This window comes from Candidatus Tisiphia endosymbiont of Nemotelus nigrinus, from assembly GCF_964026475.1.
Lineage (GTDB): Bacteria > Pseudomonadota > Alphaproteobacteria > Rickettsiales > Rickettsiaceae > Tisiphia.
Map to the genome: position 1 here is coordinate 542,540 of NZ_OZ032151.1, position 26,299 is coordinate 568,838.

Genomic DNA, 26,299 nt, shown 5'->3' on the forward strand with positions numbered 1-26,299 from the left:
CTAATTGAGCATAATATTAAAATCAGTATAGATCATAAAGGTAGGTGCTTTGATAATATAAATATTGAGAGATTGTGGAGAACAATAAAACAAGAAGCAATATATTATTATAGGCCTGAAAGTATAGCTGATTTAGAGAAAATACTGAATGAATTTATTAAGTGGTATAACAATGAGAGACGAAATCAATCTCTCAATTATAAAAGACCAGCTGATGTTTATCGGCCAATAAAAGAGAATTAACTATGTTGAAATTTTGTATTATCTGTATTTTTTAATAGTTAAAAACGGATTAACTTATTTTTTTTGGTTTGACAATTCGGGTCACTATATACCTATATCTTCAATAAAGAGTCGTAATTTATCTTCGTTCCTACTACGAACATTCGTTTTTGTTTGTAAAATTTTAAAAATATGTTTCCATTCTTTTGTTTTAATGTAATAATTCATCTGTGATAGTGCTTTTTTGTTCATAAATTACACTATCACATTTTTCAATTTTTCTCTCCTACTTAGAAATGTTCACACAGCATTGTATTCTAGTCAAAATTAATTATATATAGGGATAGATATGTGCGTTGAATCAGTTTAGGTAAATTAACATGCAAAAATTTTCATTTGACTTACAGTCTCAACATAAAAAAGCCAGAGCTGGTATTATAACTACTAGGCATGGTCAAATACGTACGCCGGCTTTTATGCCAGTAGGCACAAAAGGTACGGTAAAAGCTATGTTACCTGAAGCAGTGGAATCTACTGGAGCTGATATAATACTTGGTAATACTTATCATTTAATGTTGCAGCCAGGTGCTGAAAGAATTGCTAAATTTGGAGGTTTACGTAAATTTATGAATTGGTCAAAGCCTGTACTTAGCGATTCAGGTGGTTTTCAGGTGATGTCCCTATCAAAATTACGTAAAATTACAGAAGAAGGAGTAATTTTTAACTCACATATTGATGGTAGTAAGCATATGTTAACTCCTGAGCGAGCGACAGAGATACAGTATCTTCTCGATAGTACTATTACTATGGCGTTTGATGAATGCACTCCATATCCAGTAAAATTTGAGCAAGCAAAATCATCGATGGAATTAACATCTAGGTGGGGAAAGCGTTCAAGAAAGGCATTTGTTCAAAGAGAAGGTTATGGTCAATTTGGTATTGTGCAGGGAAGTGTATACCAAGAGCTACGTGTTGAGTCAGCACAGAATTTAGCAGAATTAGATTTTGAAGGTTATGCTATTGGGGGGTTGGCAGTAGGTGAAGGACAAGAGATAATGTTTGAAGTACTAGACTATGCTCCAGATTTATTACCTGAAAATAAACCAAGATATCTTATGGGAGTTGGTAAACCAGATGATATTATTGGAGCAGTTGCTAGAGGAATAGATATGTTTGATTGTGTTATTCCAACGCGTTCTGGTCGGAATGGTCAGGCTTTCACCAAATATGGTATAGTAAATATTCGCAATAGCACATATAAAGATGATCAGGAACCTCTTGAATATGATTGTTCATGCCCAGCATGTAAAAATTATAATAAAGCTTACTTGCACCATTTGGTAAAGAGCAAAGAGATTTTAGGAGCAGTACTTATGACTTGGCATAATTTGGTGTATTTCCAAGAATTAATGTCAAGAATAAGACAATATATTCAACAAGGAAAAGACTTTGATTTTATCAATTAGTATCGAGAGGTATTTTTTTTCATATCTTACATTTTTTATTCTATCGTAAAAATAGCAAAAAATTATAAGGATATTATGCTACACAAGTGTCATTACGAGGAATCACTTTAGGTGAAGAAGCAAACCAAAAGACCAGAAGTGGATTGCTCCCGACTTCCGCAATTTTTGAGAAAGAGCGACTTGTCTTCGAGATAAATATGAGCAAGGATTATGCTTCAAAGTAGGGTTGCTATGCGGTGTGTAGGACAAAAGTTTACATTTTAGTTACTGGCTATACATTATCATTTTACAGATTTTATCATTTGGGGCATAGTTAAATCAAATAAATTCAACAAATTTTGTTGAAACTCGCTTAATTTTGATAATCTTGCTACTTTACAACCTTTGATAGTATAATACAAAAAACATATTTTATCCAACTCTCTTAATGCTTCCTCAATGGTCACATTATATTTACCATCCTTAGTTACTCCACAACCATATTTCAACTTATTTTTCATATAGTGTCATATTTTTAATGCCAACATACAGACAAATACATGTCCCTTTGTTCTATTGCTTTTCCTTAAAAAAATCGGCCTTACTTCCAGCAATCCCGTCTTCATACTGCTAAAATTCGATTCTACTTCATGTAGATTATGGTAGGCTTTATCAACCAATTCTTTACTCATCAGTTTAGACACTGTTAACAAAGCTTATTTAATTGATGAATAAAGTCTTTTTTGCTGCAAATTATAAGATTTTTTTGAAATAGGTACACTATTCCAGCAAAAATCTTATTAATTTTCGTTAAAAAATCCATTAATTCATCAATCAAATAAGCTTTGTTAACAGTGTCTAATCTCAATCTGTGTTTCAATCGCATAACAACCATCGAGAGCAAACAATTCTTTTTTCTTATCTTGATCAATTTCAACCACTATTTGGTTGCCATCTAATTTTAGGTTGATAAATTTATCTATCCGCCATTCTTCAGCAATCTTTTGGATATTATTTAAACCAGTTTTTGGCTTTGCTTTCTTATGGGTTGATACATATATATTACGTTCTTCCACCTTTGCCACCAGTTTTTTAACTCGGTTATTCCTGTCAAACTCAAGTTTTCGGGCTATAGAACCATTTTTTCTTAAAATGTATCTTTTACCATTACTGGTTACTTCGCATAGCTGTTCTTCAAAAAAACTATATTGCAAAACTCCACTTTTCTTTAAGCGTTCAATCTCAACTTTACTTAAGGTTGTAATATAGTCCCATCCTTCTTTGCTCAGGGCTTCTTTGCCTGTCTGTGTGGCGACAACTATAATTACCGATCTTTTGGCAAAAATTTAGCTGTTAAATTATGGGTTGGTCATCAAATAACTTAAAGCGTTTTATTAATGCCTTAATAAAAATTAACTAATTGTTCATCAGCCTAAACATTGGTATACTACGCACCATGTAACAAAATATAAGAAACTGGCTCTGTACCACACTTCAGCGTAGTACCCCTTTTAACAATAATCATTCATTAAGTAACAGATGTATTATTTGCTATATTTCTATAAAATAAAGTAACCAAGCTAATTATTAAGAACAATAATCGTCGATGCCATTGGTGCGTTGATCACAGCCCGTTCATCAGCATGGTTTTGGAGTTTTGGTAACATCATTGATGGCATCATACACAAATATTTAAGTGTATGAGAGACCTCGTTTAGAAGAGTAATTCTATTGCCCCTCCAACTTAAAATTAGCTTGGCTTAACAATATTCTACAAAAAGGAGGTGAAATGGTAAAGGAAAATAATGATAAACAGAAATTGGAAATAATGAATCCTAATGCAGCAGGGATTGATATCGGCTCTAGAGAACATTATGTTTGTGTACCAGTTGGCAGAGATAAAGAAGTTGTTAAAAAATTTGCTGCTTTTACTAGTGATTTAAAAGAAATGGTAAATTGGTTAAAAGAATGTAAGATTAAGACGATAGCCATGGAATCAACAGGTGTATATTGGATACCGGTGTTTCAAATATTAGAGACTAATGGGTTTGAGGTTAAATTAGTTAATGCCCGTTATGCAAAAAATGTCCCTGGACGTAAGACAGATGTGAAAGATTGTCAGTGGTTACAAAGGTTACATAGCTATGGTTTATTAAACGGTTCATTTCGTCCTAATAACCAAATATGCGTATTGCGTAGTTATCTAAGGCAAAGAGATAGATTAATAAAAAGTAGTAGAATTCATATTAATCGTATGCAAAAAGCCCTTAATGAAATGAATATCCAATTACATCATGTAATTAGTGACATCACTGGTATTAGTGGAATGAAGATAATTAAAGCTATTATAGTTGGAGAAAGAGACGCTAAAAAGTTAGCTGAATTTAAAGATTATCGTATTAAGAGCAACAGTGAAACTATCATTAAGGCATTAGAGGGAGATTATAGAAAAGAACAGCTTGCTATCCTAAAGCAAGAGTTAGAGTTATATGAATTCTATCTCACTAAAATAGAAGAATGTGATAAATCAATCAAAGAATGTTACGAGGAATTTGATAAATATAATGGCGATGCTATTTTAGAGGGAAATGATAAAAAGCGTAAAGTAAGCAAAAATGCCCCTAAAACATTTGATTTGAGACAATCTTTATATAATGTATCAGGGATAGATTTTAGCAAAATACCAGGATTTGATGTATTAACCGTGCAAACAATGATAGCGGAAGTAGGTTTAGATATGAGTAAATGGAAGACAGAAAAGCATTTTACTTCATGGCTTGGTCTTAGCCCTAATAATCAAATTACTGGTGGAAAAGTTTTTAAAACAAGAACCAAGAAAGTAATTAATAAAGCAAGCATAGCACTTCGAATGTCTGCTTTGAGTTTAGGGAAAGGGAAATCGGCACTAGCTGGTTATTATAGACGGATGAAAAACAAGATTGGGTCACCAAAAGCCATTACTGCTACTGCAAGAAAATTAGCATGTTTATTTTATCGGTTACTAAAATACGGTCAGGATTATGTAGAGCAAGGAATTGAAGCATATGAAAAGCAATATCAGGAAAAAATGATAGAAAATTTAAGAAAACAAGCGGTAAAGCTAGGTTTTGAGCTGGTTACAATAGAACCTTGCTAAAATACTTTTTAGCAGTTTCTTAGAAGGATTTCGGGCTAACCTCTCCTTGAAAGGGGCAAAATCTGCCCATTTAGCTGACGCAGTTTTAATTGGCATGCTAAATAGTCGGTACATTGTATTAACAAAACCAAACTTGTTCTCTTCAAAATAACATTCCTGTAAATTAATATTACGAAAGAACAGAGTTTGTGCTAATTCTAAATCTTCTTCAACATAGAATATCGCAGTGCCAAAAGCTGATAAATTCAAAAAAAACTGATGAATCTGACTATAAAAATTAGAAGCCGGATTATTGAATATGTCCATTAGGGTTTTTTCTAGCATTTGGGCTAACATGCCGCGTTCAGCGGTGGTTAAATATTGCTGTTGCTCGTCATTTTCAGCAACTATAGTAAGGTTAAACCAATTCATTGCTGGGTTTACCAACAAGCTTTGTAAACCTGATGCTAATTGTTCCCGTGACCAAATAGAAGTTGAGTCAAATATTACCTTATTGCTCTCAGTTTGTGGGCAAACATATTTCTTCAGCTCATCCCATATATGATGCCATTTCTCTCGTTTAGTTTTGAGATTATCAAAATATTCAATCTTTTTGTTTAAATCACTATCAGCCATATGCTGTCACCATATTTGTGTTGTAATTGGTACGCGTTGCGTTTGGGCTTGTGGTTGAGTTTGGGTTTAAATATGGCGTACCAAGCTTCTTTGATACTTTCTTGAGTTTCTTAATAAACTCATCATCATATAACACCTCATAATTATATTTCTTACCACTAGCTGCCGTCATACTAGGCAAACCAAGGGTTAACCCTTCAATATCCTTAAGCGATACTATCTTGCCTAGAGATTCAGATAATTGCGGTAAATCTTCTAACCTAGGTACTGACCGCATGTTAAAATGTTCTACTGCTTGTTTTAAACCACCAAGCTCAGCTACCTGCGTTTTTGCTAATCCTGATGGACCATATCTTGCCATTTGCTCTAAATTGCCTGACATACCATCATACTGATGGTTATTAGCAAGATCAACTTGTTCAATCCCTCCTCTAAGGTTAGGTATAATATTTGATGTATTCATATAATGACCAATACCAAGCAATGGAGCTAAACATTTCATCCCAAAACCTATCTGTCCAAGCATTGAAGAGCCGCCTGCTGCAGTTGCTGTTCCTACTGCACCGGTTGCACCTGCTGCTCCCGCTGCACCCGCTCCTCCTAATCCTCCAACTAGCATTCCAGCTCCAAAAGTTAATGCACCAATACCTGCCCCCTGTATCAAACCTGTAATACTTGCTGATTTCTGAAGTTTCCCAGCTCGCCACTTTACATCGTGTGCATAACTATCCAACTGCTTTTGTGCAGATTCACTATAACTATTTAATTGGTTTTGTAGACTTGCAACATACTTTTGACGTTCAGCATAATCAGCAGCTATTTGTTCTTCTATAGTTTGATATTCTTTACATTGTTCAATCATACTGGTTAATTGATGTCTTGCCTGATCAAAATTACTAGTATCTTGCAATAGACGCTCTTGACTTGCTTGATAGTTAGCTAACTGATTCTCAAGCTCAGCTTTCTCCATACTGATATTTCTATGTTCCCTAGTAATATCACCCATAAAATAACGTATTTTCTCTTCTATTGCCTGACGTTGCTTTTTTAATGACTCAACATCTTGCTGATGTTTAGCAATTGCACTGCCAGCTTCTTCTTCAGTTAAACCTCGTAAACTTTCTTTCTGCTGGGCTACTCGATCGTAGAGATTTTGGAAGACGCCCGGTAACTGTTCCACTTCTCTCATTCTTGCTTCAAGAGCTGGAGCCTTCTGTTTCAAGCTTTCAAAGGATTGTTTAAGCTGCCCTGCTGAAGAAGCTAGCCTAGCTCTTTGGCTTTCTATATTCTTTAAACCACTATCATATTGGCTAGCATACTGATTCAATTGGTTCTCCATCTCATAGCTTCTATTGCTATAGTGGTATTGTTGCTCCTCGACGATATTGTGATATATTATATTGCGATTGCTGTTGTTCATTACCAGTTTTAACATCCATCGCTAAATAACAAAAACTCTCTGTTATATCAGTGGCTCTTGTGGAATTAGAATGCACGCCCCTTTTAGTAGCATCAAACTCATAGAGACCGTTAATACCACGCTGACATTTCTCGGCATCTATTCGGCACGCACCTAACAAATTTCTTGCTTTAGTTATCATCTCTTCCCGTAAATATTTCCTGCCAATAGCAAAGGGTGAAAATCCTACTTTCTCTGCTATCTCGTTAGCTTGTTGTAATCTTGTATCCAAAGTTGGCATTTGTCTTCGGCTCATATCATGGGGCAATACGTTACGTCCATATTGATACGGTCTAGTTCTTAAATGATTAAGATAAAACTCTAAATCTTTACCCCTATTCATATAAAAATCGATAATATCAATATAGTCTTGTTTCTCTTGAACAAACCAAATCACCGTATAATCAACAATACCTATGTCCCAATAAGTATTAACCTGATAGCTTGCATCAAATGGCACATAGCCAATACGCCCCTGACTTTCAGCAAGCTGTAATTGTTCAACAAAAGTACCACCTTGGTCAGCTCTCTTGTAACGATAGGCAGCAAAGTCACAATAAAACTCTCTTTGAATCTCTTCGTTAGTCATATCGACTGAAGCTAACTTATTTTTATCGACTAGTGGTTGTCCCTCATTATCTGTTGTATCTTCAATAGTTTTTATTTGGCAAAATACTTCCGGATTATCTTGGTGTTTCCGGTATAATTCTTCACCATGTGTCAATTTTGGATTATCGGAAGGAGTATACAAATAAAGCAGCCAGCCATTATTACGAATTACCATCGGCTCTATAACGCAGCTCATAGCTCGTGGATCATGGTAAGAATATTCCGAGATAACTGCTCCCTTAATACCGCTACCCCTGATAGTAGCATAACGGTCACTACCAACAAACTGAATCACTGAGCCAGTTTTAAATAATATCCGTTGCTTATATTGCTGACTACGAGCAATAACCCCTTTAGGAATAAATGACATATAAGGACGCCCTGATAATGTCATACCATCCCATATACTCATTTTAGCTTGATTATAGGTAGGATAGACATACCAGTAAGTGCCTACTTCTCGAATGGCACTAGCAGTGATCCAATTAATACCCATAATATCCTTACCAGCTCTTTTATGCCAAATGGCTATAGCTTTCTTACCACCAGAGTATAAATATCTCCACAAAGGTAGCTGGAATGGGTAGGGTGACCAATCTACCGGAAATTTATTAGGCTTTCTGCAAAATTCTACTTCTGCTGGTAATTTGTACGTCAATGCGGTACTCGAATCCTCACGTACACCTGAGTACGTTGCGGTTCTGCGTTCCGCGTTTCCTTCAAATTTCTCAGCATAAGCGATTTTTGCAGGAAGCCTAATGCTCGTGGAGCTAGAAACCTCTTTGCTGGCTTTAGCTGTACCAGTAGTCTTCATCCCCTTGCTCTTACTGTCCTTTGGCAAATGCATATTCTGCTTCATACGATTCTATTTCAAAATTAGCTACATCCATCATTTTTGACATTTCTTGGGCTTTTGCTGCTTGTTCAGCTTCATCATTATTTTTCCTATGGTAACCAGCATCATGCTTCCTTGTTTGATATTTTTGCGAATTGGCTTTAAGATATTCCAGCAATGACTTAGAACAATATTTTTTCTTAGTAGCTATTGCCTGATTATCCTTGTTATAAGTCACTTCCTCATAACCGTTAATTGCCCTATCATATAACACTCCTTCTGCTCTATCTACCACAATGGCTAGAGCTAAATTGACACATTTGGCTAAATATTTATCGCTATTAATAACTCGGTGCAACCTAAGTGGAGAGATGCAACCAGCCTTCTTAGCGGCAATAACGATGTTACCATGCTCACAAAGATATAATAGGAAATTAGATATATCCTCTATTGAGCCAAACTTACTGATGGCACTAGATGATATCTTTGCTAAATATTTTTCAAATAAACCATAATTTTTAATCATATAGATATTTCTATAAAAATTTCTTGTAATTCCCCTTATTATAGCTGATTCCTAGGTTTTTTTACCAATTAATTAATTGAAAATACCCCCTATATTTCGCAGCATACTACAACTAAAGATTGCTGTCAATAATTTATTTTCTATTTTTCGTATTATAATTAAATTTTTATATTTAGTTATTCCAAATTATGCTCTTATGTCTATAAATATAACATATTTTTACGCTCCACTAATAGCCGCTTTCATTATTTTTGCAGTATTACATATTTTTTTATTGACTTCCATTACGGATGCTGAAGTTGCAAACAGTAAATTTAAAGGTAAGCCTCCACTACTGCAGCAGAGGACTGACCTTTACAAGCCGTATCACTCTTACACTTTCTAAACCCTTACAATTTTATATGTGGTTTGTATGTGCTTTTCAACCTTCAGTAATTGGTTGATTATTATTAACTTTTAGTTTTTTCTTCTATTTACCATAGCTATAGCCCAGCCATTCTATCGACTTTCATAAACTCAAAACTATAATTCAGTATGCTGCAAGCATCTTCCAAATCTTTGCTGTATTTATCCTTTATCCAAGCCCCAATAAAGGCAGTAGCTGGTTTGAGAATAAGCTTATTACAATCTTCTTCAATTGCTTCTAACTTGCTAAACCATGCTTTATCAATGGTTTCACCGTATAACTTTAATAGATATTTCCTTATTTTATACCACGCTGACTCTGGATTTAGTCCACTTAGCTCTAAATGATAATCCGATACTTCTCTTTTGTTGGTAATACGCAATTGCTGAATCTCTTTGCCATATACCTCTTGCACTGTTTGGAGCAATGTGCATTTATCAGTTTCTGACAAAGAGATATCTGCTAGATCAATCTTGTATTCGTCGTCACATACTCCAAAAAAACTACACTTCTTCAGCAATTGATAAGCAGTACTAGGCTTACTCTCAAAAGCTTCAACAATCTTGCGTTGCAACTGATTCAGTGGTTTAACGCCCTTACTCTCTCTTATCTTTTGCAAATAAGCCTTTCTTGTCCTAGTAGCATTGTTCAGATCGAAGTTAAAGCTTGGGTTATTTACCACGGAAGGTGGACGCATTTCATGACGCAAACTCTTTCTCATGTAGCTCAGTACTGCTTGCTTGCAGGGAAAGAGATTGTTAGGAGAATCTACGCTATGTTTAATCAACAACTTATTCATAAAACTTAAATTGAAATCACGACCTGTTCTCTTTCTTAGCCAAGTAGCATCTTCTTCGGTCAATGGGTAAAATTCCTCTAGCTTTCTAGGTAAATACCAACCTTTAGCCTTTTTGGCAATATCAGCAAGCCACCCAGACAATTTCCCACTAAGCTTCCTGCTCAGACTCATTACCTCCTGAATATCCATCTGTTGAATCAGAATCTGAATCGGAGTCTGGCTTGTCATCAGTTAGAGCTACATCGCCGTAATTGTTGTTTGTAGAATTGTATGGTAACGGGTTATTTACTGAACTTACCGTTACTTCTGTAGGTAAATTAAAGTTTTTTTCCTCAGCTAACCCAAGCTCTGCTAAGCTTTGTTCACCTGAACTTACCGTTATCTCCGGTGATAAGTTAAAGCTTTGCTCCGTAGTTAACGTAGGTTCTGACAAACTTTGTTCACCTCTTTTTTCCGTTACTTCAAGCGGTAAATTAACGTTTTGTTCCTCAGTTGATTCAGGCTCTGACACAGTTTGTCCACAGACTTGTCCACAATTTTCTTTATTTTTTTCGTATCTAGATAATATAGATATATATATAGATGCATTTTTTTGAAAATTTTTTACAGTTGGGTGGTAAATTTTTTCCGGTTGAATTGAAATTTTTTTATGGATAGATTGACTATTTGTGTAATTAAAGTGATAAGTATTATCATTAGCTTTACGAAAACTCATAAATTTCTTAAGAAGTTTGATAGATAAAATATTACGACATTTTAGGTTATGTTTAATTGTAGTGGTAATTAAAGCAAAATCAATGAACCCACTTGTTTGCAATTCTGTTAGACATTGTTTAACCCGTTTTTGACAAACCTCTAGTTCTTTTTGGAAAAAATGATAACCTTCTTGTAACTCTTGTATATCATTGTGGTTATTAGTTTTTATGCAAGAAACTATCAAAGATAAAAGTTGACGAGACGTTTTACTTAATTGTTTACCACAATTGTTGGTAAGATTTCGCCACTCAGGCGGGATAAAATTACCAACAAAATTATAAAAGATAATATCCTGATTTTCAACTACAGGGTTGGAAAAAGTTAATGATTCTGTCATATTTTTCCCCCTTGTAATAGGGTTAAAAATAGATTTTTTTGTAGGTCAAATTTCAGGAAATTTGTCTGAGAAGTTACATATGAATCACATATGAAATTTTTAGTAAAAGTAAGAAAGCCCTGGAATGGTAATATGTATGTGGTCGGGGCAGAGAGATTTGAACTCCCGACCCTCTGCTCCCAAAGCAGATGCGCTACCAGACTGCGCTATGCCCCGAATAAATGATAAAAACTAAAATTAAGCATATAGTTAGGCTCATAGGAAGGTGATAGAACATAACGATTGTAAGTTGTCATTCCTAGCTGCAGCGGGAATCTAGATACCTGCTTTCGCAGGTATGACACAAAGTTTGTATCACCTAATTCAATAGATTTCACTATAGTGCTTAAATACTAACAGATTGATATTGTCTAAATATATAGACTATAATATAACTCAAATCAATTTTTTTGTTTTAAAAATTCATCATATTTATAAAATGTCTTCATTGCACGCATCAATATTAACTATATTTCCAGAAATGTTTCCTGGATTCTTGCAATATTCTCTTGCAGGGCAGGCCTTAAAAAAAGGTATTTGGTCTTATGATGTGGTTAATATAAAAGATTTTGGGTTAACTAGGCATAAAAACGTTGACGATGAGGCTTATGGTGGTGGTAGTGGGCTGATAATGCGTCCTGATGTGCTTGGTAGTTGTCTAGATGATGTGCTGTCTACAAACCCTAATACTTCCATATATTACCCATCACCAAGAGGAAAGTTATTTAACCAAGCTATTGCTCATGAAATTATACAAGAAAAACAAATAATAATTTTATGTGGTCGATTTGAAGGGATTGACGAACGTATAATTGAAGAGTATAATATCAAAGAAATTAGTATAGGTGATTATATTTTATCTGGTGGCGAGGTGGCAGCCCTTGCTATTCTTGATTGTTTGATTAGATTACTTCCGAATGTATTAGCAAATCAAGATACATTGCAATCAGAGTCTTTTGAGAGAAATGGTGAGTTTGCTGGGTTGCTTGAGTGTCCTTTGTATACAAGACCGGCAAAATGGAAAGGCAGAGAAGTCCCGAGCGTTTTGTTGTCTGGTAATCATCAGTTGATTAGAAATTGGAAAAGCGATCAGTCTATGGAAATTACAAAAAAACGTAGACCAGATTTGTTAAATTTTATAGGAGATTAAAGCGATGAATATTATTGAACAATTTGAACAACAGCAAATTGTGAAACTAACGGAAAATAAAAAGATTCCTGATTTTAAGGCGGGAGATACTGTAAAGGTTACTGTAAAGATAATTGACCGGACAGTTGAGAAAGATGGCAAGGAAAAATTGTTAGAGAGACTGCAAGCATATGAAGGCGTGGTAATTGCTAGAAGGAATAGTGGAGTTGCTTCTTCTTGTTTAGTTCGTAAGGTTAGTCATGGTGAAGGTGTAGAAAGACGATTTATGATTTTCTCACCGATGGTACATTCGATTGAAGTTGTAAAATATGGTGTAGTACGTCGTGCTAAACTCTATTACCTAAGAAATCTAAGTGGCAAAGCAGCTAGAATTAAAGAAAAACTTCAAGTAAATGCTAAAAAAATAGATAAGAAGAAGGTGGTTGCCTAAGCCCTAGGGCTTAAGCAACTCTTTAGCTGCTTTCAAACTCGCATCGGTAATGGATTCTCCTGAAATCATGCGAGCAAGTTCAGTTTGCCTCTCTTGAAGATTTAGGCTTTTTACTGTGATTTTAGTGGTTTCATCCAATTGTAATTTGTTGACAATAATATGCTGATCCGCCTTACCTGCCACTTGAGGTTGGTGAGTGATAACTAGCACTTGGGCGATAGAGCTAAGTTTTTTAAGCTTTTCTCCGACTTTATCTGCTACGATGCCACCAGTTCCTGTATCTATTTCATCAAAAATAATAGTGTCTTTGAGTGATTTATCAAAAAGACAAGTTTTTAGGGCTAACATAAACCTTGATAATTCACCACCAGAGGCAATTTTATCAATAGGCGCAAGTTTCGTACCCGGGTTGGTTGAGGCAACGAAACGCACATTATCAATACCATCGTACATCTTGTATAACAGTAGTTGAGAGCTAATTTGGTTGTCAGAATTAACCTTAGAATTGTAAGGAAAAGAAGACCTACTTTCCGGATTTTGCTTAATTTCTTCTGAGAACTCCTCGCTCATGTTTAATTCTACAAAATTTTTATTATTATCTTGGTTATCAGGATTATTTTTAGGTAATATTTCTATTTTAAAAACTGCCTTTTCCATTTTAAGTTGTTCAAGCTCTTTTTGTACAGCTAGTTCTAGGTTTTTTGCACTAATAGAACGCTTGTATGATAAAGCTTCAGCTAGTTCAAAATATTTTTTATATTCTGCTCGCTTATTAATATCTAGGGTTTTAACATTATTGATTTTACTTTTAAGGGCATTTAATTGTTGGTTAGAATTATCAAAAAATACAGGTGTTTTTTCACAAGAAATATTATATTTTCGTGCTATATCACGGATTTTAAATAGCCTTTCTTCTACTTCATCTAAGTTAAATTCATTTTTATCAAAGTTATTAATAATACTCTGTAATTTTATACGTGCTTCTTCTAAGCTATTATAGCAATCATCTAGATTTAATGAAATAGAGGAAAATTCTTCGTTTTGCCGTAAGTTACGGTTTATCAAGCGTTGAGCATTATTAATTGACTTATTAATTTCAGGAAATTCAAGATGTGATAATATATCTTGAGTTACTTGTATTTCTTTATCACGATTTTGTAAACTACGCCTCACAGTAACAAGTTTTTCTTCTTCTCCTGATTGATAATCAAGAGTTTTTAATTCCTTAGTTACAAAAGTTAAATAATCTATTTCTTGTTCTATAGTATCTTTATCTCTAGTAACTTTATTGATTTCTTTAGTAGTTGCCTGTAAAATATCGAAATGCTCTGATAATTCAGCTCTTAAATTTAGCAGCTCTCCATAATCGTCTAGAATGTTAATATGGGAGGAAGGGCTAAGAAGAGAAGTATGACTGTTTTGCCCATGAAGTTCAAATAAACAATCTGCTACTTGTTGCAAGGTATTTACCGTCACTACCTGATCATTGATAAGAAATTTTTTGCGATTGTTAGATTTTTGGATACGTTTTATTAGTAACTCTTGGTCATATTCAATATTAAATTGTTTCAAAAGTTTTTTTAAATCATCATTGAGAGTAAATGTCGTAGCAACCGAACAATAATCACCCCCATGTTTTATTACATTATCAGAGAATTTGCTACCCAAAGAGAATAAAATTGCATCTAGCAAAACAGACTTACCAGCTCCTGTTTCTCCGGTAATTACACATAGTCCTTTTTCAAACTCTATCTCCAATTCGTCTATCAGAATAAAATTCTTAACCGAAAGACTTTGTAACATTATATTTTATTCTTTTAAAGAGTTCTTAATTAGTGAATAGCAATATTTATACCACACACTGTTTGGATAATTATGACCGAGTACTGCGGCATATTTCTTCGCTTCATTGTCAAGCCCTAGCATTAAATAACTTTCCACTAAGCGATAAAGTGCTTCTGATATATGTGATGTAGTTTGGTAATTATCAACAATAAGCTGAAATCTATTGATAGCAGATATGGGGTTATTTCTCCTGAGATAATAGCGACCTACATCCATTTCTTTACCGGCTAAATGATCATTTACTAGATCAATTTTTAAAGCTGCATCAATTGAATATTTTGTTTTTGGGAAAAGTGTTATAACATCTTCAAAACTTTTCTTAGCTAAAAAGGTTCTTGATTGATCAAGTTGTACATTCGATATTTGCATATAATATGATAATGCCTTCAGGTAGTAGGCATAGGCAACATCTTCGTGCATTGGATGAAGCTTAATAAAATTATCCAATACATCTACCGCTTCCTCATACTGACATGCAAGAAACAAAGAATATGACTGCATTAACTCAGCTTGAGGAGTCATTTTATTACCAGGGTCTTGATAGAAAATTCTTGAGAATTCTTCGGCAGCCTTAGAATATTTTTGCTTTCCCATAAGAACAAGACCAGCGTTGTATAATTCTGGAGCTGGTACAATTAAGTCCTCATCTATCTTCTTATTTGCACAACTAGATAGAACCAAGCAAGTAGTAATTGTATAAAATAATAATTTTGCTAATTTCATATAAAGATTACAAGTTTTTTAAACTTAATTTATACACGAAACATTCATGAGTATACAAGATTATTTTAAAAATTATTATTTATATCATAATTTAAAGATATAAGTATCTAGGTTAACCTCCAGTTTTTTTTTGTCTACTGTGGTGTGTAACACATCGACTTCCACTAACACCAAATATTTCGGGGCTATCACGTTTACCATTTGGTTTTGGCTCGAAATGTTACGCTGTCTACGCTTCGTCACTGTTGTTACCTTCAGCAACGCAAGACTCGCTATATGGTGGAGCTAGCTACTCCTTCCATAACAGGACTTTCACCTGTAAGACTAATGCACCTTATCTTGACGCACACACACTTTTTTGCACAGAGCCAGGGCTAAGGCACATTATTGGTGCGCCACGAAGTGTAAATAAGCTAGCTGTTGCAAGAGCAGCCATAGAAGTGTTGACCTAGCACACTATGTATCGAGTCTTGAGCTGAGTTTGGTAACAAAGTCAGTTAAGCGTAGACAGAAATATTATAGGCCGTAAGCCGTAAGGTTGAAGCAATTGAGCCTCGTTAATGTCTTCTTTTGAGATCGCAGACTGTGTCAATAAACAGGAATGCAACAACATACATATCATAAATAGGCAGATATGTATGGGATCTCCGGGGTCTGAGAACATGGCATGTAATAAAAGTTTATTTATAAACGTGGGATATCCTATATTTTCTCTGAATTAGGAGTATTAGCTAACAAGTGTAAAAGCGAGGAAGCTGAAAAGAAATATAGGAAGTCAGATCCAGCATAGTACTGATGAAATTGGGTAATGCCAATGGAGGGAAGGCTGGTGGGTAAAATCGATCTCTAGAGGGAAATGTTATGATAACAACAGATTATCAAGTAATAACAGAAACAAAACTAAAGAGAATAGCATGGTTATCTTCATTGGATAAAAGTAAGAGATTTAACAACCTCATGCATTTGTTTAGTGAGAACGCACTTGCTGTCTGCTATCATGAGCTGGATGTTAAGAAAGCAACTGGAGTAGATGGAGTAAACAAAACTAATTATGGCTTAAAACTTACAGAAAATATTGGAAAATTGTCTGATAAACTAAAGAGGATGGCTTACATACCGGGCAATATTCGAGAGGTAAAAATACCGAAAGAAGGAAGCAATGGCAAGACTAGAACTTTAGGTATCAGCAACTTTGAAGATAAAATATGTCAGAAGATGATGCACAAAGTGCTTGAAAGTATATATGAGCCAATATTCTTGGAATGTTCCTATGGTTTCAGAACGGGAATAGGGTGTCATGATGCAATAAGAGGATTAACGCAACATCTTTATAGCAATGAGGTAGAGAGCGTAATAGACCTAGATTTGGCTAACTTCTTTGGTACTATTGATAGAAGGATATTGATAGAAATGCTGCAAGAGAAAATTCATGACAAGAAGCTAATAAGATATATAATCCGCATGTTTAAAGCTGGAATATTGTCTGAAGGAGAACTGATTGTTCAAGAAGAAGGGACGATTCAAGGAAACATTGCTAGTCCCATCCTTGCAAATATTTTTGCTCACTATGTTTTAGATGAATGGTTTGAAGAAGTGGTAAAGCAACATTGCAGAGGAACAGTAGCATTATTTCGCTACTGTGATGATGGTGTAATATGTTGTAGATACGAGGAGGACGCCAAGAGAATAAAAATAGCTTTAGCAAAACGACTTGAGAAGTACAAACTTAAACTCAACGAAGAAAAGACCAAAATGGTTAGATTTTCAAAGAGAAAATTTTCTCAGAACGAAAGGCAAGAGGCTTTTGATTTTTTGGGTTTCACCTTTTATTTTGGTAAGTCTAGGAAAGGTAAAATAATACCTAAGGTAAAGAGTTGTAGTAAACGAATAAGTGCCAAACTGAAGAAGGTCAATGACTGGTGTAAGGACATTAGAAACAAGCATAAACTGCATGTCATATGGAGAAGTTTTTGTAGCAAGTTGAGAGGGCATATACAGTATTATGGTGTGACTTTTAATATTAAAGCAGTGAATGGCTTCATAAGGCAATCAGTGAAGACATTGTTTAAGTGGTTAAATCGTCGCAGCCAAAGAGAATCATTCAGTTGGGAGAAGTTTTGTCTGTTTATCGAATGCAATCCATTACCAAAGGTAAGAATATACCACTCCTTAATGCAAGGCAGTATGTGAATGATGATATCTTGAGCCCATTGCCTTAATAGGGCACGATGAGGTTCTAACGAGGGGCGTAAGTGGCAACGCTTACGTCTACTCTATAACCTTAAGTCGAATACATGACTGCATTTGCTTTTTTTCTGTCAAGTATTATTTTTTTTCTTGCATTTTTGGGTAGTTCCATACATGAAGATAAATTTTTATTATTATTAGTTATAAGTTCTAAAGCTCTTAAACTCAGTTTATATCCCTTTAATATACAGTGTACAAAGCTTTTTATAATAAATTTACCTGTAATTTCATTATTTACTTTATCTATTCTTGTATAACTTACCTACTTTTCATCTATTAAATTCATAATTTCTGATATTTGCATGTTAAGTTCCTATTTTTATATGAACTTAATTTATACGCAATCTTTAGTTATACTTTTACACCTTTTTTAACTTTCAACAGTTGTGGGAGAAACAGCTAGTCTTTTAAAAAGATGTGATTAATAGTAGATTCTAACAGAGATGGCAATTTTCTTTACACACTCTAGCGTTCCCTATTGAAATTATAATATCTTCGTGTAATATGCAAAGCAAATGTAATGCATATAGGTATATAATGACCAATTGGCTTTGTAGAGGTATTATTGTCGTTTATTTCTTTCTGACCATGACTCATGCAGTATATGCTGAGAAGATATTTACAGTCAAAAAACAGGCTGAAATATTAGAGAATAACAAGGCTATTGACCAACTCAAAACATACTTACGGGAAATGAAGTCCATTGCTGTGGACTTTACCCAAGTGGATTCGGCAGGGGTTCAATCTGAAGGTAAGTTATTAATTAATAAACCTTCTAGGTTTCGCTGTAATTATTATCCACCATTTCCCTTGGTGATTATTGGTAATGCTAACTATGTTTCGGTATATGACTATGATATGAAACATGTAAGTCGTATTAAGGCAGAGGAGAATGTCTTTAATTTTCTATTAGAAGATGTTGTAGATTTTGATAAATATTTTAAAATTGAGTCGACAATAGATCAAGATAATATGTTTGAAGTTACTATTTATCATACTTTATCAGAGCGACGTAGTCAGATTAACTTTGATAAAGAAACTAAACAGATGAAAATGTTAAAAATACTTGAGGATGACAATGTTATTACCATAAAATTTAATCATATTGCAAAAGTACAGAAATTTGATGATGATTTGTTTAAGCTCAAACATCCAGACATATTTGGAGTACCCAATAGGCTTGGCAAAAAAGATATAGAAAAAAAATATAAATTAGCTAGTTAAATAGCTTGCCTATAGATGATAAAAGAACTATTTTATTACACGCTAGTAGCGGGCATTGGTTCTGTTCAGGTGGTCAGGTTCGAAAGAAAGCAGCCAAAATAGCCGCCGGTGGGTCATTACTAGCATACTCTTCTGTTTTCAAGAATTGGATTTGAAATCATTTGAGTAGATCATATTTCTGTGAATATACAAGTGACCAAAACAACTAACCAATATATTAATTTTGCTAGGAAATATCGTCCTACTAATTTCTCTGAACTATACGGGCAAGAAGTTTTAACAAAAATTCTAAACTATACTATTCAAAAAGATCGTATATCTCAAGGGTATCTTCTTACGGGTATTAGAGGAGTTGGTAAAACTACTTCAGCACGTATTGTCGCTAAAACTATTAATTGTACCAATCAGGTAGTTGAAGGTGAGTATGTTAAGCCTTGTGAGAACTGTCAGAATTGTAATAGTTTTAATAAAAATAATCATCCTGATATAATTGAAATGGATGCTGCCAGTAAGACAAGCGTTGATGACATTCGTAAAATAATAGAAAGCAGCGATTACAAGCCGCTAATTGGTAGGTATAGCATCTTTATAATTGATGAAGTTCATATGTTGTCTAAGGGGGCATTTAATGCTTTACTTAAAATTCTTGAAGAACCACCAGCCCATGTTATATTCATATTTGCTACTACCGAACCACAGAAAATCCCATTAACCGTAATTTCTAGATGTCAGCGATATGACTTAAGAAGGCTAACATTTGATGATATTTTCCAGCTAATTCAGCAGATTGCCAAAAAAGAACAGTTAAATGTTGAAATAGAAGCTCTTAAAATAATTGCCTCTAGGTCTGATGGTTCGGCCAGAGATGCAGTTTCAGTATTAGATCAAGCAACAAGTTTGGCATCAGGAGACTTGCTCACTCCTGAAATTGTCTACCAAATACTTGGTTTAGTTGATACAGCTAATATCATCAAATTTTTTGAATATCTTATTCAAAAAGATGCTGCTAAATCGATTGATTTAGTAAACCAGCTCTATATGTCTTCAGCAAATTTAGAAATATTTGTAGCCCTAGTTGCTGATTTTAGTGCCTATCTTAATAAGGTAAAGATATTACCTGATTATCAGAATCCTATATATCTACCTTTTAATGATCAGGTTACAGCTATTTTAACAAAAGTTACCCTTCCTCAATTATCTATTATTTGGCAAATATATAGTAAAGGGATTATAGAGATGAAAACTTCTCATAATCAGTTGATAGAAGCTGAAATGCTGGCAATAAAATCCATCTACTCACAAATGTTGCCATCACTAGAAGAATTAGTGGATATACACAGTAATGGAGGACAACTAGAACAGCCAGTATTACAACAATCAACTCAAAATCATCAAATTACTGATTTCCTAGAGTTTTTACATTTGCATAACGAAATGGAAATTTACTACAGATTGTTAAACCAAGTAGAACTAAAATCTTTTACTCTTCAGACTATAGAAATCGCTGAAAACGACCTCAATAGCAAAATAAAAGAGCAAATAGGTAGTTTATTATTTGCCTGGTCAGGTAAGAGTTGGGATGTGATCATTACCAAACAATCACAAATAATTACTCTTAAAGAGCAATTGATGAATAAAGTAAAATCAAGTAAAGATTGGGAAATTCTAATAAAACACTTTCCAAATATCACGATTTCAGATATCCTGTTAAAGAATTAAAGAGAGAAAGTATGGTAAATTTTAATCAGTTTTTAAAACAAGCTCAGTCAATGCAGAAGAAAATGCAGGAGATGCAAGAGCAAATGGCAAGTACTGAATATTCTGGAAAAGCAGGTGGCGGGTTAGTAAATATTACCGTTAGTGGTCGTGGAGAAGTTCGTAAGGTATCTATTGATGGTTCTTTGCTTAAAGAGACAGAGAAAGAACTGTTGGAAGATTTAATTGTTGCTGCTTTTAGTGATGCTAAAAGCAAGGTTGATGAAGATTCACAAAACTCTATGCACAATGCTTTCGGTAACGTTGCTTTACCACCTGGACTAAAAATGCCATTTTGAATCATTTTGACTTTTTCACTACTGAAAAATTAAACCACAATAATAAGGTACTAATCTTACGTATGGCATTTAAAAGTTACAGCGAAAACAGCCTAGCGTCATTGCGAGAAGCTACTTTAGTGGCGAAGAAGCAATCTAATGACATTTTTATCATATCTTATCCCCTAATCCAATAGGTTTCACTATATCATTGACAGAAGCTAGACATCTCAATATATTTGATAATGAAACAATTATAATGAATAGTATAGTGCAAAAATTTCTAAAATATTCAGTAGCGTTATTCATTTTAATAATTGTTATATTGCTGATAACCCCTTTATTTATTTCTTTAGAATCATATAAAAAACTAGCCTCTGATAAAGTCAAAGAAATCACTGGTCGAGAGCTGCAAATTAATGGAGATATTACTATATCTTTGCTGCCCACTCCGACTATTACAATTAAAGATGTAACACTTGCTTCTCTAGCTAATGCCCATTACCCTTCTTTATTGGAAGTTAAGGAAGTAACGGCCTCTATTGCTATATTATCCTTACTTAAAGGAAAGATAGACATTTCAAAGATTGAAATTAACAAACCAGTAGTTAATTTAGAACGGATGCGTAATGGTTTAGCTTCTTGGGAACTTGCCAAAATATCAACCAATGTTAGCAAAACTTCAACGGGTGAAACGAATGATAGCAAGACACCGTTTTCTTTATATATCAACTTAATTAAAATTATTGATGCTAAGTTGAATTATGTTGATTTTGCTGATAAGGTTAAGGGTAATAATGCTGTCCCAACAACAATAGATATTGATAGATTAGAGATCAAAGAGCTGCACGGTCCATCTGATTTAGCTTGTCAGTTCTATTCTTCCGGTAAGAATTACGATATTAAAGGTAATATACAAGACAAGCAAGGTGTCGTAGCTTTAACAGTAGACTTAAATGCTCTACAAGAAAAGGTTAATTTCTCAGGTAACTTTGCTTATAACAATATGACTTTTGCTGGACAGTTAAAATTGGAAGGAGCTGCTAAGAATCTGCAAAATATTTTTCCTGATATACCTATCTTACATGATTTAGATCATAAACTAACTTTTAATATTAATAGTGATAAGAAATTATTAAAAATTAGTGACATTGATTTTACTGCAGGTAAGATATTAGCTAAGGGTAACGCTAACTTCCATTTTGCAGATAATAAGGTAGATTTAAGAGTTAAATTATTAGATAAGACATTTTCTCTAGCAACAAGCTTTGCCTATTTAGATCAAAATTTATCTCTAAATAACATTAATTTTACTGCAGATAAAGCTAATTTAACAGGCAATGTTGGGGTTAAGGATTGGGATAAAGAGCTAGTGGTTTCTTATAATGTAAAAATTAGTGAGATACCCACCATTGCTAGTTTATTTGGTAAGACTCTACCGACTAGTCTTGGAGATATATGGCTAAAGGGTGAGACTATTAAACAACAAAAATTTCTTAAAACTAACATAAATAAATTTACTCTTGAGTTTAAAAAGAAGCCTATAAATTTCAGTGGGGCAGTAACTATCAATTTAGCGTCTGCTAAACCAAAAATTTTATCAGATATAACAATAGCCTCCTTAAATTTAGATGATTTCACTGATGTGCCATCTAGTAGCATATCTACTAATTCTGTACAAAATGTGAATAATTCTGTGCCTTGGTCTAAAGACATTATGGATTTATCATTTTTAAATAAGCTTGATGGAGACTTAACTTTAACTATACAAAAGATTATTAAAGGGAGTCTGATCTTTGATAATGTCAAAACTACTATGTTACTCGCGGGTGGTGTGCTGGATATTAAATCTTTAAATGGTAATTTATTTGGGGGAAGTTTAACCGCTACTGGACAAATTTCTTCGCAAATTAATCAACCTGTTAGTTTTAAAGCTAGTCTTAAAGATGCTAAGTTAAAAAATATAGTTTCACAGAGCAATAAAATTAAAGTTACGCAAGGAACGGTTAATCTGGTAACAGATATCAAAACAAAAGGTCAAAGCCAATCTCAATATGTAGGTAACTTATTCGGTAAAGCAACATTAACAGCATCTGACGGTATAGTTAGCGGATTTGATCTGCAAAAACTATTAGATAGCCTAAGAAATATTAAAAATCTGGCAACTATCTTAAAAATGCTAGATGTTTCTTTGGCAAGTGGTGAAACAAAGTTCCAAAAACTGGTAGTAGATAGTGAAATAACAGAAGGTATAGTTAACATAACAAACGGTAAATTAGATGTTGCCTCGTCAGAGATAACAGTTACTGGAAATGTTAACCTGCCTAAATATACACTTGATATAGATAGTGTTATTAATGTAAATATAAATTCGATACCACCATTGAAAGTTCGCCTTTATGGCAATCTGAATAATCCACAACATAAATTTAATACTAATGCATTAAAGGAATATCTTACAAAAAATTTAGTAAATAGTGTGGTTGATGGCGTTAAGAAAGGTACAAAGCCTGAAGATATATTAAAAAATATTATTGGAGGAAGAAAAAATAAGCAATCTGAAGGAGAAGGAACGCAAAACGATCAACATGCAGAACCTTCTGCTAATAAAAATCCTGTCGACAAAGTAAAATCTACCATTGAGAAGGAATTAAAAGGGTTATTTAAATAATGACTTCTATAGCAATAGGACAGTTATAGTGGAACATATTATATCAGGTGGCAAAAAGATTCTTTTCTTACAAAACCTAATGTTTATGGTCATGATGATGGATGTAAAAACCGATGGATGACAAAGTATCTAGGAAGTCCTGATTTTCTGCTAAATCATTTGGTTTGCCGCTACAGCATATATGTCCATTTAAACAGATCACTTGGTCGGAATTTTTCATTACCGTAAATAAGTCATGTGAGATCATAAAAATTGTAATATTTAGACGTCTTTTTATTTGATTAATGATCCGATAAAATTCTTGTTGGCTAGTAACATCTAACGATTGAGTTGGTTCGTCTAAAATAATTAAATCAGGATTGTTCAGTAAGGTAGCAGTTAGCATTAACTTTTGAAATTGACCACCAGAAAGTTCTGAAATATCGTGATGCTTATAATTGTCAAAATCAATAAAATTACCTAACTCTTGCCAATCTTTGTTATTACTATTTGAAGCTAATAAATACAAAAAATTTTCAGCTGTAATTGGTAAGTCTGAGGCGAAATCTAGTCTCTGAGGTACATAGCCAATTTTTATATTATGGTGAATTATTATATTACCGGATGAAGGGGTATCCAATCCCAAGATTAATCTAGCTATTGTTGTTTTGCCAGCACCATTTGGACCGATTAAAGTGGTTACTTCGCCTTTTTTAACAGTGAAATTAATATTGGCAAGAGGTAATTTTTTACCAAACCTCTTAGATACATTACTGAATTTTATTAATGTAGTATCTTCTGATTTTGAGATAGGCATAGTAATTCCAATTATGATTTTGTATAGTTAATCCTAAGTCCTTAATATTTTATAGCTAACCCGATTAAGTTTTTGATATTGTTATAAGCTCCTAAATGTCATTATGATAATGTGTAAGTCTATAAAGCAATTCATTCCTGCTCACTTTTTGGATTGCCACGACCACTACATGGTCTCGCAATGATGATGATAGACACTTATATCTTTAAATTATGATATAAGTGTCTAGTTATTTTTCCGCAACTTTTAAACTGCCATGATCCCCTCAAAAAGTTAGCTATATTTGCTTCTTATTAATAGCAATATAAAATACTAACATCATACTAATTGAAATGATCATTATGAATAATGGTAATTGTAGCAATGTTCCGTCATGCATATGTCCTATTAACACTGTAAAACCTGCAGCAATTACATAATACATAAAACCAGAGAGTGAGGCAGCAGTGCCAGCAAATTGACCATAATTTTCTAAAGCCTGACCTAAACAGTTGGGAGTTACCATCGTACCACCAGTATTAATCATACTCATCCATAATAAAGTTTGTAATACCGATACTGTTACATCATCTTTATTAATTAGACTAAAATAACTAGATAAAAAGAATAGCATAGATCCTAAGCACATAAGCTTAATGCCTGCAGAAATAATATAGTCAGAGGTTCTTTGCATTTGGTGCATCTTTTTAGATATAAGCCCACCTAAAATTAAGGGAATACACGGAAATAATGCTATCATACCAAATGATGAAGTGGTAATATTTAGTCCTGAGATAAAATAAAAAGGTGCTTCAGCAAAATAGCCAAATGAAATGCCATTTACTGCTCCAACTAAAAATACAAAACCGATAAATCTTATATCTCTGATCATTTTATTAAAACATTCTTTATATAATCCAATAGCTGAGCGTTTAACCATTAGATTCTGGTTAGTTTCTGGAAGTTTAGCTGATATTAACGCCATAATGAATATTGCTATTGCGATTAGTACAAGAAATACGGCTGACCAATGATAAAATTTTATTACAAAACTACCTATAACTGGACCTATAGCAGGAGCAAAGGCCATAGCAATAGTTATAGTTGAGAATACCCTGCCACGATCTTTTGGTGGTATTGCCTCTCTAGCTATGGCTATCCCTAATACTGAACCAACACTAGCACCAAAAGCTTGCATAAATCTTGCAGCCAGTAACATATTTATATTATCTGCTAGATAACAAATGCAGCATGATAAGGCGTAGACTAAAAATCCCGCAAGTAAACAAGACTTACGTCCGTAAGAATCAGATAAGTTACCCCATATTAACACACCAACAGCAAAACCAAACAAATAAATAGTAAGTGTGTATTCAGCTAAATTAGCACTAATTGCTAAATCCTTGGCTAAGCTAGGAAGTGAGGGAGTATAAATGGTTTCACTTAATATAGGTATTGCAATAATTAATATAATAATGTATAATGGTATAATGAGAGTGTTTTTAATTTTATTTGGCTTCATAACAACTCAACTATTAACTGAATGTTTGGTACTTTATAAGCTAACCCATTAGTATTACACCATAATTGCGAGGAGGGCGTAAAGCTTGGTGAAGCAAAGTGACTAGAAATGTACCTGCTTCGTCGCCGCAAAGTGGCTTCTTGTAGTGAGGTCAATTTGCTATGGCTTAAATATTATTCGGGTTAACTATATACTAAAGTTTCAGAACATTACACCAAATTTTTAAAATTGCAAGTTGTATATAATTTCAGAGAGCTATAAGAGATTTAAGAATAGGTATACTCAAAGCAGAAGAGTATATTTGTTAATTAATAACTTGCCTTACGCATAACCCCTATGACAATTTAAAAATTGCAGAAAAGTACAAGACGTCATTACGAGACCACGTAGTGTTTGTGGCAATTCACATTCAATTGCTTCGTTGCTACTATAAGTAGCTTCTCGCAATGACGAAAAGGCGTCAGTTTAAGGAGAAAGTAAAATAGGTCTGAAAGT

Annotated in this window: 20 protein-coding genes, 1 tRNA gene and 2 pseudogenes; 10 read left to right on the top strand and 13 right to left on the bottom strand. The window is 33.8% G+C overall.

The window, feature by feature from the left end; translation table 11 throughout:
* Nucleotides 1–12 precede the first annotated feature (12 nt).
* A pseudogene (locus tag AAGD39_RS02580) lies at nucleotides 13–243 on the top strand (integrase core domain-containing protein); the annotation flags it as partial.
* A gap of 359 nt (nucleotides 244–602) precedes the next feature.
* Nucleotides 603–1,688, top strand: a complete 1,086-nt coding sequence (tgt, locus tag AAGD39_RS02585; protein WP_341757056.1) for a tRNA guanosine(34) transglycosylase Tgt — start codon at nucleotides 603–605, stop codon at nucleotides 1,686–1,688.
* A gap of 281 nt (nucleotides 1,689–1,969) precedes the next feature.
* Here tgt and AAGD39_RS02590 read toward each other — a convergent pair whose 3' ends face one another.
* Together AAGD39_RS02590 and AAGD39_RS02595 are read right to left on the bottom strand one after the other, a co-directional pair.
* Complete coding sequence (locus AAGD39_RS02590; protein WP_341756558.1) at nucleotides 1,970–2,188, bottom strand: hypothetical protein; 219 nt, start codon at nucleotides 2,186–2,188, stop codon at nucleotides 1,970–1,972.
* A gap of 327 nt (nucleotides 2,189–2,515) precedes the next feature.
* Entirely contained in the window at nucleotides 2,516–2,881 is a 366-nt protein-coding gene (locus AAGD39_RS02595; RefSeq protein WP_341757057.1) for a hypothetical protein, read from the bottom strand.
* Nucleotides 2,882–3,456: 575 nt separating this feature from the next.
* Between AAGD39_RS02595 and AAGD39_RS02600 the strand changes: the two genes are divergently transcribed.
* On the top strand, nucleotides 3,457–4,803 hold the full coding sequence (locus tag AAGD39_RS02600; RefSeq protein WP_341756063.1) for an IS110 family transposase: 1,347 nt from the start codon (nucleotides 3,457–3,459) through the stop codon (nucleotides 4,801–4,803).
* Here the strand turns inward: AAGD39_RS02600 and AAGD39_RS02605 are convergent.
* From AAGD39_RS02605 to AAGD39_RS02635, 7 genes and pseudogenes are all read right to left on the bottom strand, one after another.
* Nucleotides 4,768–5,418, bottom strand: a complete 651-nt coding sequence (locus AAGD39_RS02605; RefSeq protein WP_341757058.1) for a portal protein — start codon at nucleotides 5,416–5,418, stop codon at nucleotides 4,768–4,770. The genes AAGD39_RS02600 and AAGD39_RS02605 overlap by 36 nt on opposite strands.
* Nucleotides 5,411–6,757, bottom strand: coding sequence for a hypothetical protein (locus AAGD39_RS02610; protein WP_341757059.1), 1,347 nt, complete (start codon nucleotides 6,755–6,757; stop codon nucleotides 5,411–5,413). Before AAGD39_RS02610 ends, AAGD39_RS02605 begins: the two co-directional genes overlap by 8 nt.
* Before the next feature lie 1,354 nt (nucleotides 6,758–8,111).
* Nucleotides 8,112–8,234, bottom strand: a pseudogene (locus tag AAGD39_RS02615) (palindromic element RPE1 domain-containing protein); the annotation flags it as partial.
* A gap of 76 nt (nucleotides 8,235–8,310) precedes the next feature.
* Nucleotides 8,311–8,847 carry a hypothetical protein gene (locus AAGD39_RS02620; protein ID WP_341757060.1) on the bottom strand — a complete coding sequence of 179 codons (537 nt, stop codon included), beginning with the start codon at nucleotides 8,845–8,847 and terminating at the stop codon, nucleotides 8,311–8,313.
* Nucleotides 8,848–9,329: 482 nt separating this feature from the next.
* On the bottom strand, nucleotides 9,330–10,280 hold the full coding sequence (locus AAGD39_RS02625) for a DnaA N-terminal domain-containing protein (protein WP_341757061.1): 951 nt from the start codon (nucleotides 10,278–10,280) through the stop codon (nucleotides 9,330–9,332).
* Nucleotides 10,201–11,145 carry a hypothetical protein gene (locus AAGD39_RS02630; RefSeq protein WP_341757062.1) on the bottom strand — a complete coding sequence of 315 codons (945 nt, stop codon included), beginning with the start codon at nucleotides 11,143–11,145 and terminating at the stop codon, nucleotides 10,201–10,203. Before AAGD39_RS02630 ends, AAGD39_RS02625 begins: the two co-directional genes overlap by 80 nt.
* 139 nt (nucleotides 11,146–11,284) lie before the next feature.
* A tRNA-Pro gene (locus AAGD39_RS02635) sits at nucleotides 11,285–11,361 on the bottom strand.
* A gap of 262 nt (nucleotides 11,362–11,623) precedes the next feature.
* Between AAGD39_RS02635 and trmD the strand changes: the two genes are divergently transcribed.
* Nucleotides 11,624–12,334, top strand: a complete 711-nt coding sequence (gene trmD / locus AAGD39_RS02640; RefSeq protein WP_341757212.1) for a tRNA (guanosine(37)-N1)-methyltransferase TrmD — start codon at nucleotides 11,624–11,626, stop codon at nucleotides 12,332–12,334.
* Between the two features lie 4 nt (nucleotides 12,335–12,338).
* Nucleotides 12,339–12,764, top strand: a complete 426-nt coding sequence (rplS, locus tag AAGD39_RS02645; RefSeq protein WP_341757063.1) for a 50S ribosomal protein L19 — start codon at nucleotides 12,339–12,341, stop codon at nucleotides 12,762–12,764.
* A gap of 3 nt (nucleotides 12,765–12,767) precedes the next feature.
* Here rplS and recN read toward each other — a convergent pair whose 3' ends face one another.
* Both recN and AAGD39_RS02655 read right to left on the bottom strand, forming a co-directional pair.
* Nucleotides 12,768–14,567, bottom strand: coding sequence for a DNA repair protein RecN (recN, locus tag AAGD39_RS02650; RefSeq protein WP_341757064.1), 1,800 nt, complete (start codon nucleotides 14,565–14,567; stop codon nucleotides 12,768–12,770).
* Nucleotides 14,568–14,573: 6 nt separating this feature from the next.
* Complete coding sequence (locus tag AAGD39_RS02655) at nucleotides 14,574–15,332, bottom strand: outer membrane protein assembly factor BamD (protein WP_341757065.1); 759 nt, start codon at nucleotides 15,330–15,332, stop codon at nucleotides 14,574–14,576.
* An 861-nt stretch (nucleotides 15,333–16,193) separates the two neighbouring features.
* Between AAGD39_RS02655 and AAGD39_RS02660 the strand changes: the two genes are divergently transcribed.
* The 5 genes from AAGD39_RS02660 to AAGD39_RS02680 all read left to right on the top strand — a co-directional run bounded on the left by AAGD39_RS02660 (nucleotide 16,194) and on the right by AAGD39_RS02680 (nucleotide 23,507).
* Nucleotides 16,194–17,522 (top strand): reverse transcriptase domain-containing protein, encoded by a 1,329-nt coding sequence (locus AAGD39_RS02660; protein WP_341756048.1) that lies wholly within the window; start codon nucleotides 16,194–16,196, stop codon nucleotides 17,520–17,522.
* 594 nt (nucleotides 17,523–18,116) lie between these two features.
* Nucleotides 18,117–18,803, top strand: coding sequence for an outer-membrane lipoprotein carrier protein LolA (locus AAGD39_RS02665; RefSeq protein ID WP_375359814.1), 687 nt, complete (start codon nucleotides 18,117–18,119; stop codon nucleotides 18,801–18,803).
* A 186-nt stretch (nucleotides 18,804–18,989) separates the two neighbouring features.
* The gene (dnaX, locus tag AAGD39_RS02670) at nucleotides 18,990–20,522 is read left to right on the top strand and encodes a DNA polymerase III subunit gamma/tau (protein WP_375359835.1); all 1,533 of its coding nucleotides are present in this window, start codon (nucleotides 18,990–18,992) and stop codon (nucleotides 20,520–20,522) included.
* Nucleotides 20,523–20,533: 11 nt separating this feature from the next.
* Entirely contained in the window at nucleotides 20,534–20,857 is a 324-nt protein-coding gene (locus tag AAGD39_RS02675) for a YbaB/EbfC family nucleoid-associated protein (RefSeq protein ID WP_341757067.1), read from the top strand.
* Nucleotides 20,858–21,047: 190 nt separating this feature from the next.
* Nucleotides 21,048–23,507 carry an AsmA family protein gene (locus AAGD39_RS02680; protein ID WP_341757068.1) on the top strand — a complete coding sequence of 820 codons (2,460 nt, stop codon included), beginning with the start codon at nucleotides 21,048–21,050 and terminating at the stop codon, nucleotides 23,505–23,507.
* A gap of 76 nt (nucleotides 23,508–23,583) precedes the next feature.
* Here AAGD39_RS02680 and AAGD39_RS02685 read toward each other — a convergent pair whose 3' ends face one another.
* Nucleotides 23,584–24,303: a metal ABC transporter ATP-binding protein gene (locus AAGD39_RS02685; protein WP_341757069.1), complete on the bottom strand. Its 720-nt coding sequence runs from the start codon at nucleotides 24,301–24,303 to the stop codon at nucleotides 23,584–23,586.
* Between the two features lie 277 nt (nucleotides 24,304–24,580).
* On the bottom strand, nucleotides 24,581–25,804 hold the full coding sequence (locus AAGD39_RS02690; protein WP_341757070.1) for a multidrug effflux MFS transporter: 1,224 nt from the start codon (nucleotides 25,802–25,804) through the stop codon (nucleotides 24,581–24,583).
* Nucleotides 25,805–26,299 lie beyond the last annotated feature (495 nt).

What these genes read in the sequence shown, in the direction of transcription:
- trmD (WP_341757212.1), top strand. Translation starts at nt 11,624, where the DNA reads ATGTCTTCATTGCACGCATCAATATTAACTATATTTCCAGAAATGTTT.
- AAGD39_RS02660 (WP_341756048.1), top strand. Translation starts at nt 16,194, where the DNA reads ATGATAACAACAGATTATCAAGTAATAACAGAAACAAAACTAAAGAGA.
- rplS (WP_341757063.1), top strand. Translation starts at nt 12,339, where the DNA reads ATGAATATTATTGAACAATTTGAACAACAGCAAATTGTGAAACTAACG.
- AAGD39_RS02600 (WP_341756063.1), top strand. Translation starts at nt 3,457, where the DNA reads ATGGTAAAGGAAAATAATGATAAACAGAAATTGGAAATAATGAATCCT.
- AAGD39_RS02665 (WP_375359814.1), top strand. Translation starts at nt 18,117, where the DNA reads ATGACCAATTGGCTTTGTAGAGGTATTATTGTCGTTTATTTCTTTCTG.
- AAGD39_RS02605 (WP_341757058.1), bottom strand. Translation starts at nt 5,418, where the DNA reads ATGGCTGATAGTGATTTAAACAAAAAGATTGAATATTTTGATAATCTC.
- AAGD39_RS02610 (WP_341757059.1), bottom strand. Translation starts at nt 6,757, where the DNA reads ATGGAGAACCAATTGAATCAGTATGCTAGCCAATATGATAGTGGTTTA.
- AAGD39_RS02590 (WP_341756558.1), bottom strand. Translation starts at nt 2,188, where the DNA reads ATGAAAAATAAGTTGAAATATGGTTGTGGAGTAACTAAGGATGGTAAA.
- tgt (WP_341757056.1), top strand. Translation starts at nt 603, where the DNA reads ATGCAAAAATTTTCATTTGACTTACAGTCTCAACATAAAAAAGCCAGA.
- AAGD39_RS02675 (WP_341757067.1), top strand. Translation starts at nt 20,534, where the DNA reads ATGGTAAATTTTAATCAGTTTTTAAAACAAGCTCAGTCAATGCAGAAG.
- AAGD39_RS02625 (WP_341757061.1), bottom strand. Translation starts at nt 10,280, where the DNA reads ATGACAAGCCAGACTCCGATTCAGATTCTGATTCAACAGATGGATATT.
- AAGD39_RS02655 (WP_341757065.1), bottom strand. Translation starts at nt 15,332, where the DNA reads ATGAAATTAGCAAAATTATTATTTTATACAATTACTACTTGCTTGGTT.
- AAGD39_RS02685 (WP_341757069.1), bottom strand. Translation starts at nt 24,303, where the DNA reads ATGCCTATCTCAAAATCAGAAGATACTACATTAATAAAATTCAGTAAT.
- AAGD39_RS02630 (WP_341757062.1), bottom strand. Translation starts at nt 11,145, where the DNA reads ATGACAGAATCATTAACTTTTTCCAACCCTGTAGTTGAAAATCAGGAT.
- AAGD39_RS02690 (WP_341757070.1), bottom strand. Translation starts at nt 25,804, where the DNA reads ATGAAGCCAAATAAAATTAAAAACACTCTCATTATACCATTATACATT.
- AAGD39_RS02620 (WP_341757060.1), bottom strand. Translation starts at nt 8,847, where the DNA reads ATGATTAAAAATTATGGTTTATTTGAAAAATATTTAGCAAAGATATCA.
- recN (WP_341757064.1), bottom strand. Translation starts at nt 14,567, where the DNA reads ATGTTACAAAGTCTTTCGGTTAAGAATTTTATTCTGATAGACGAATTG.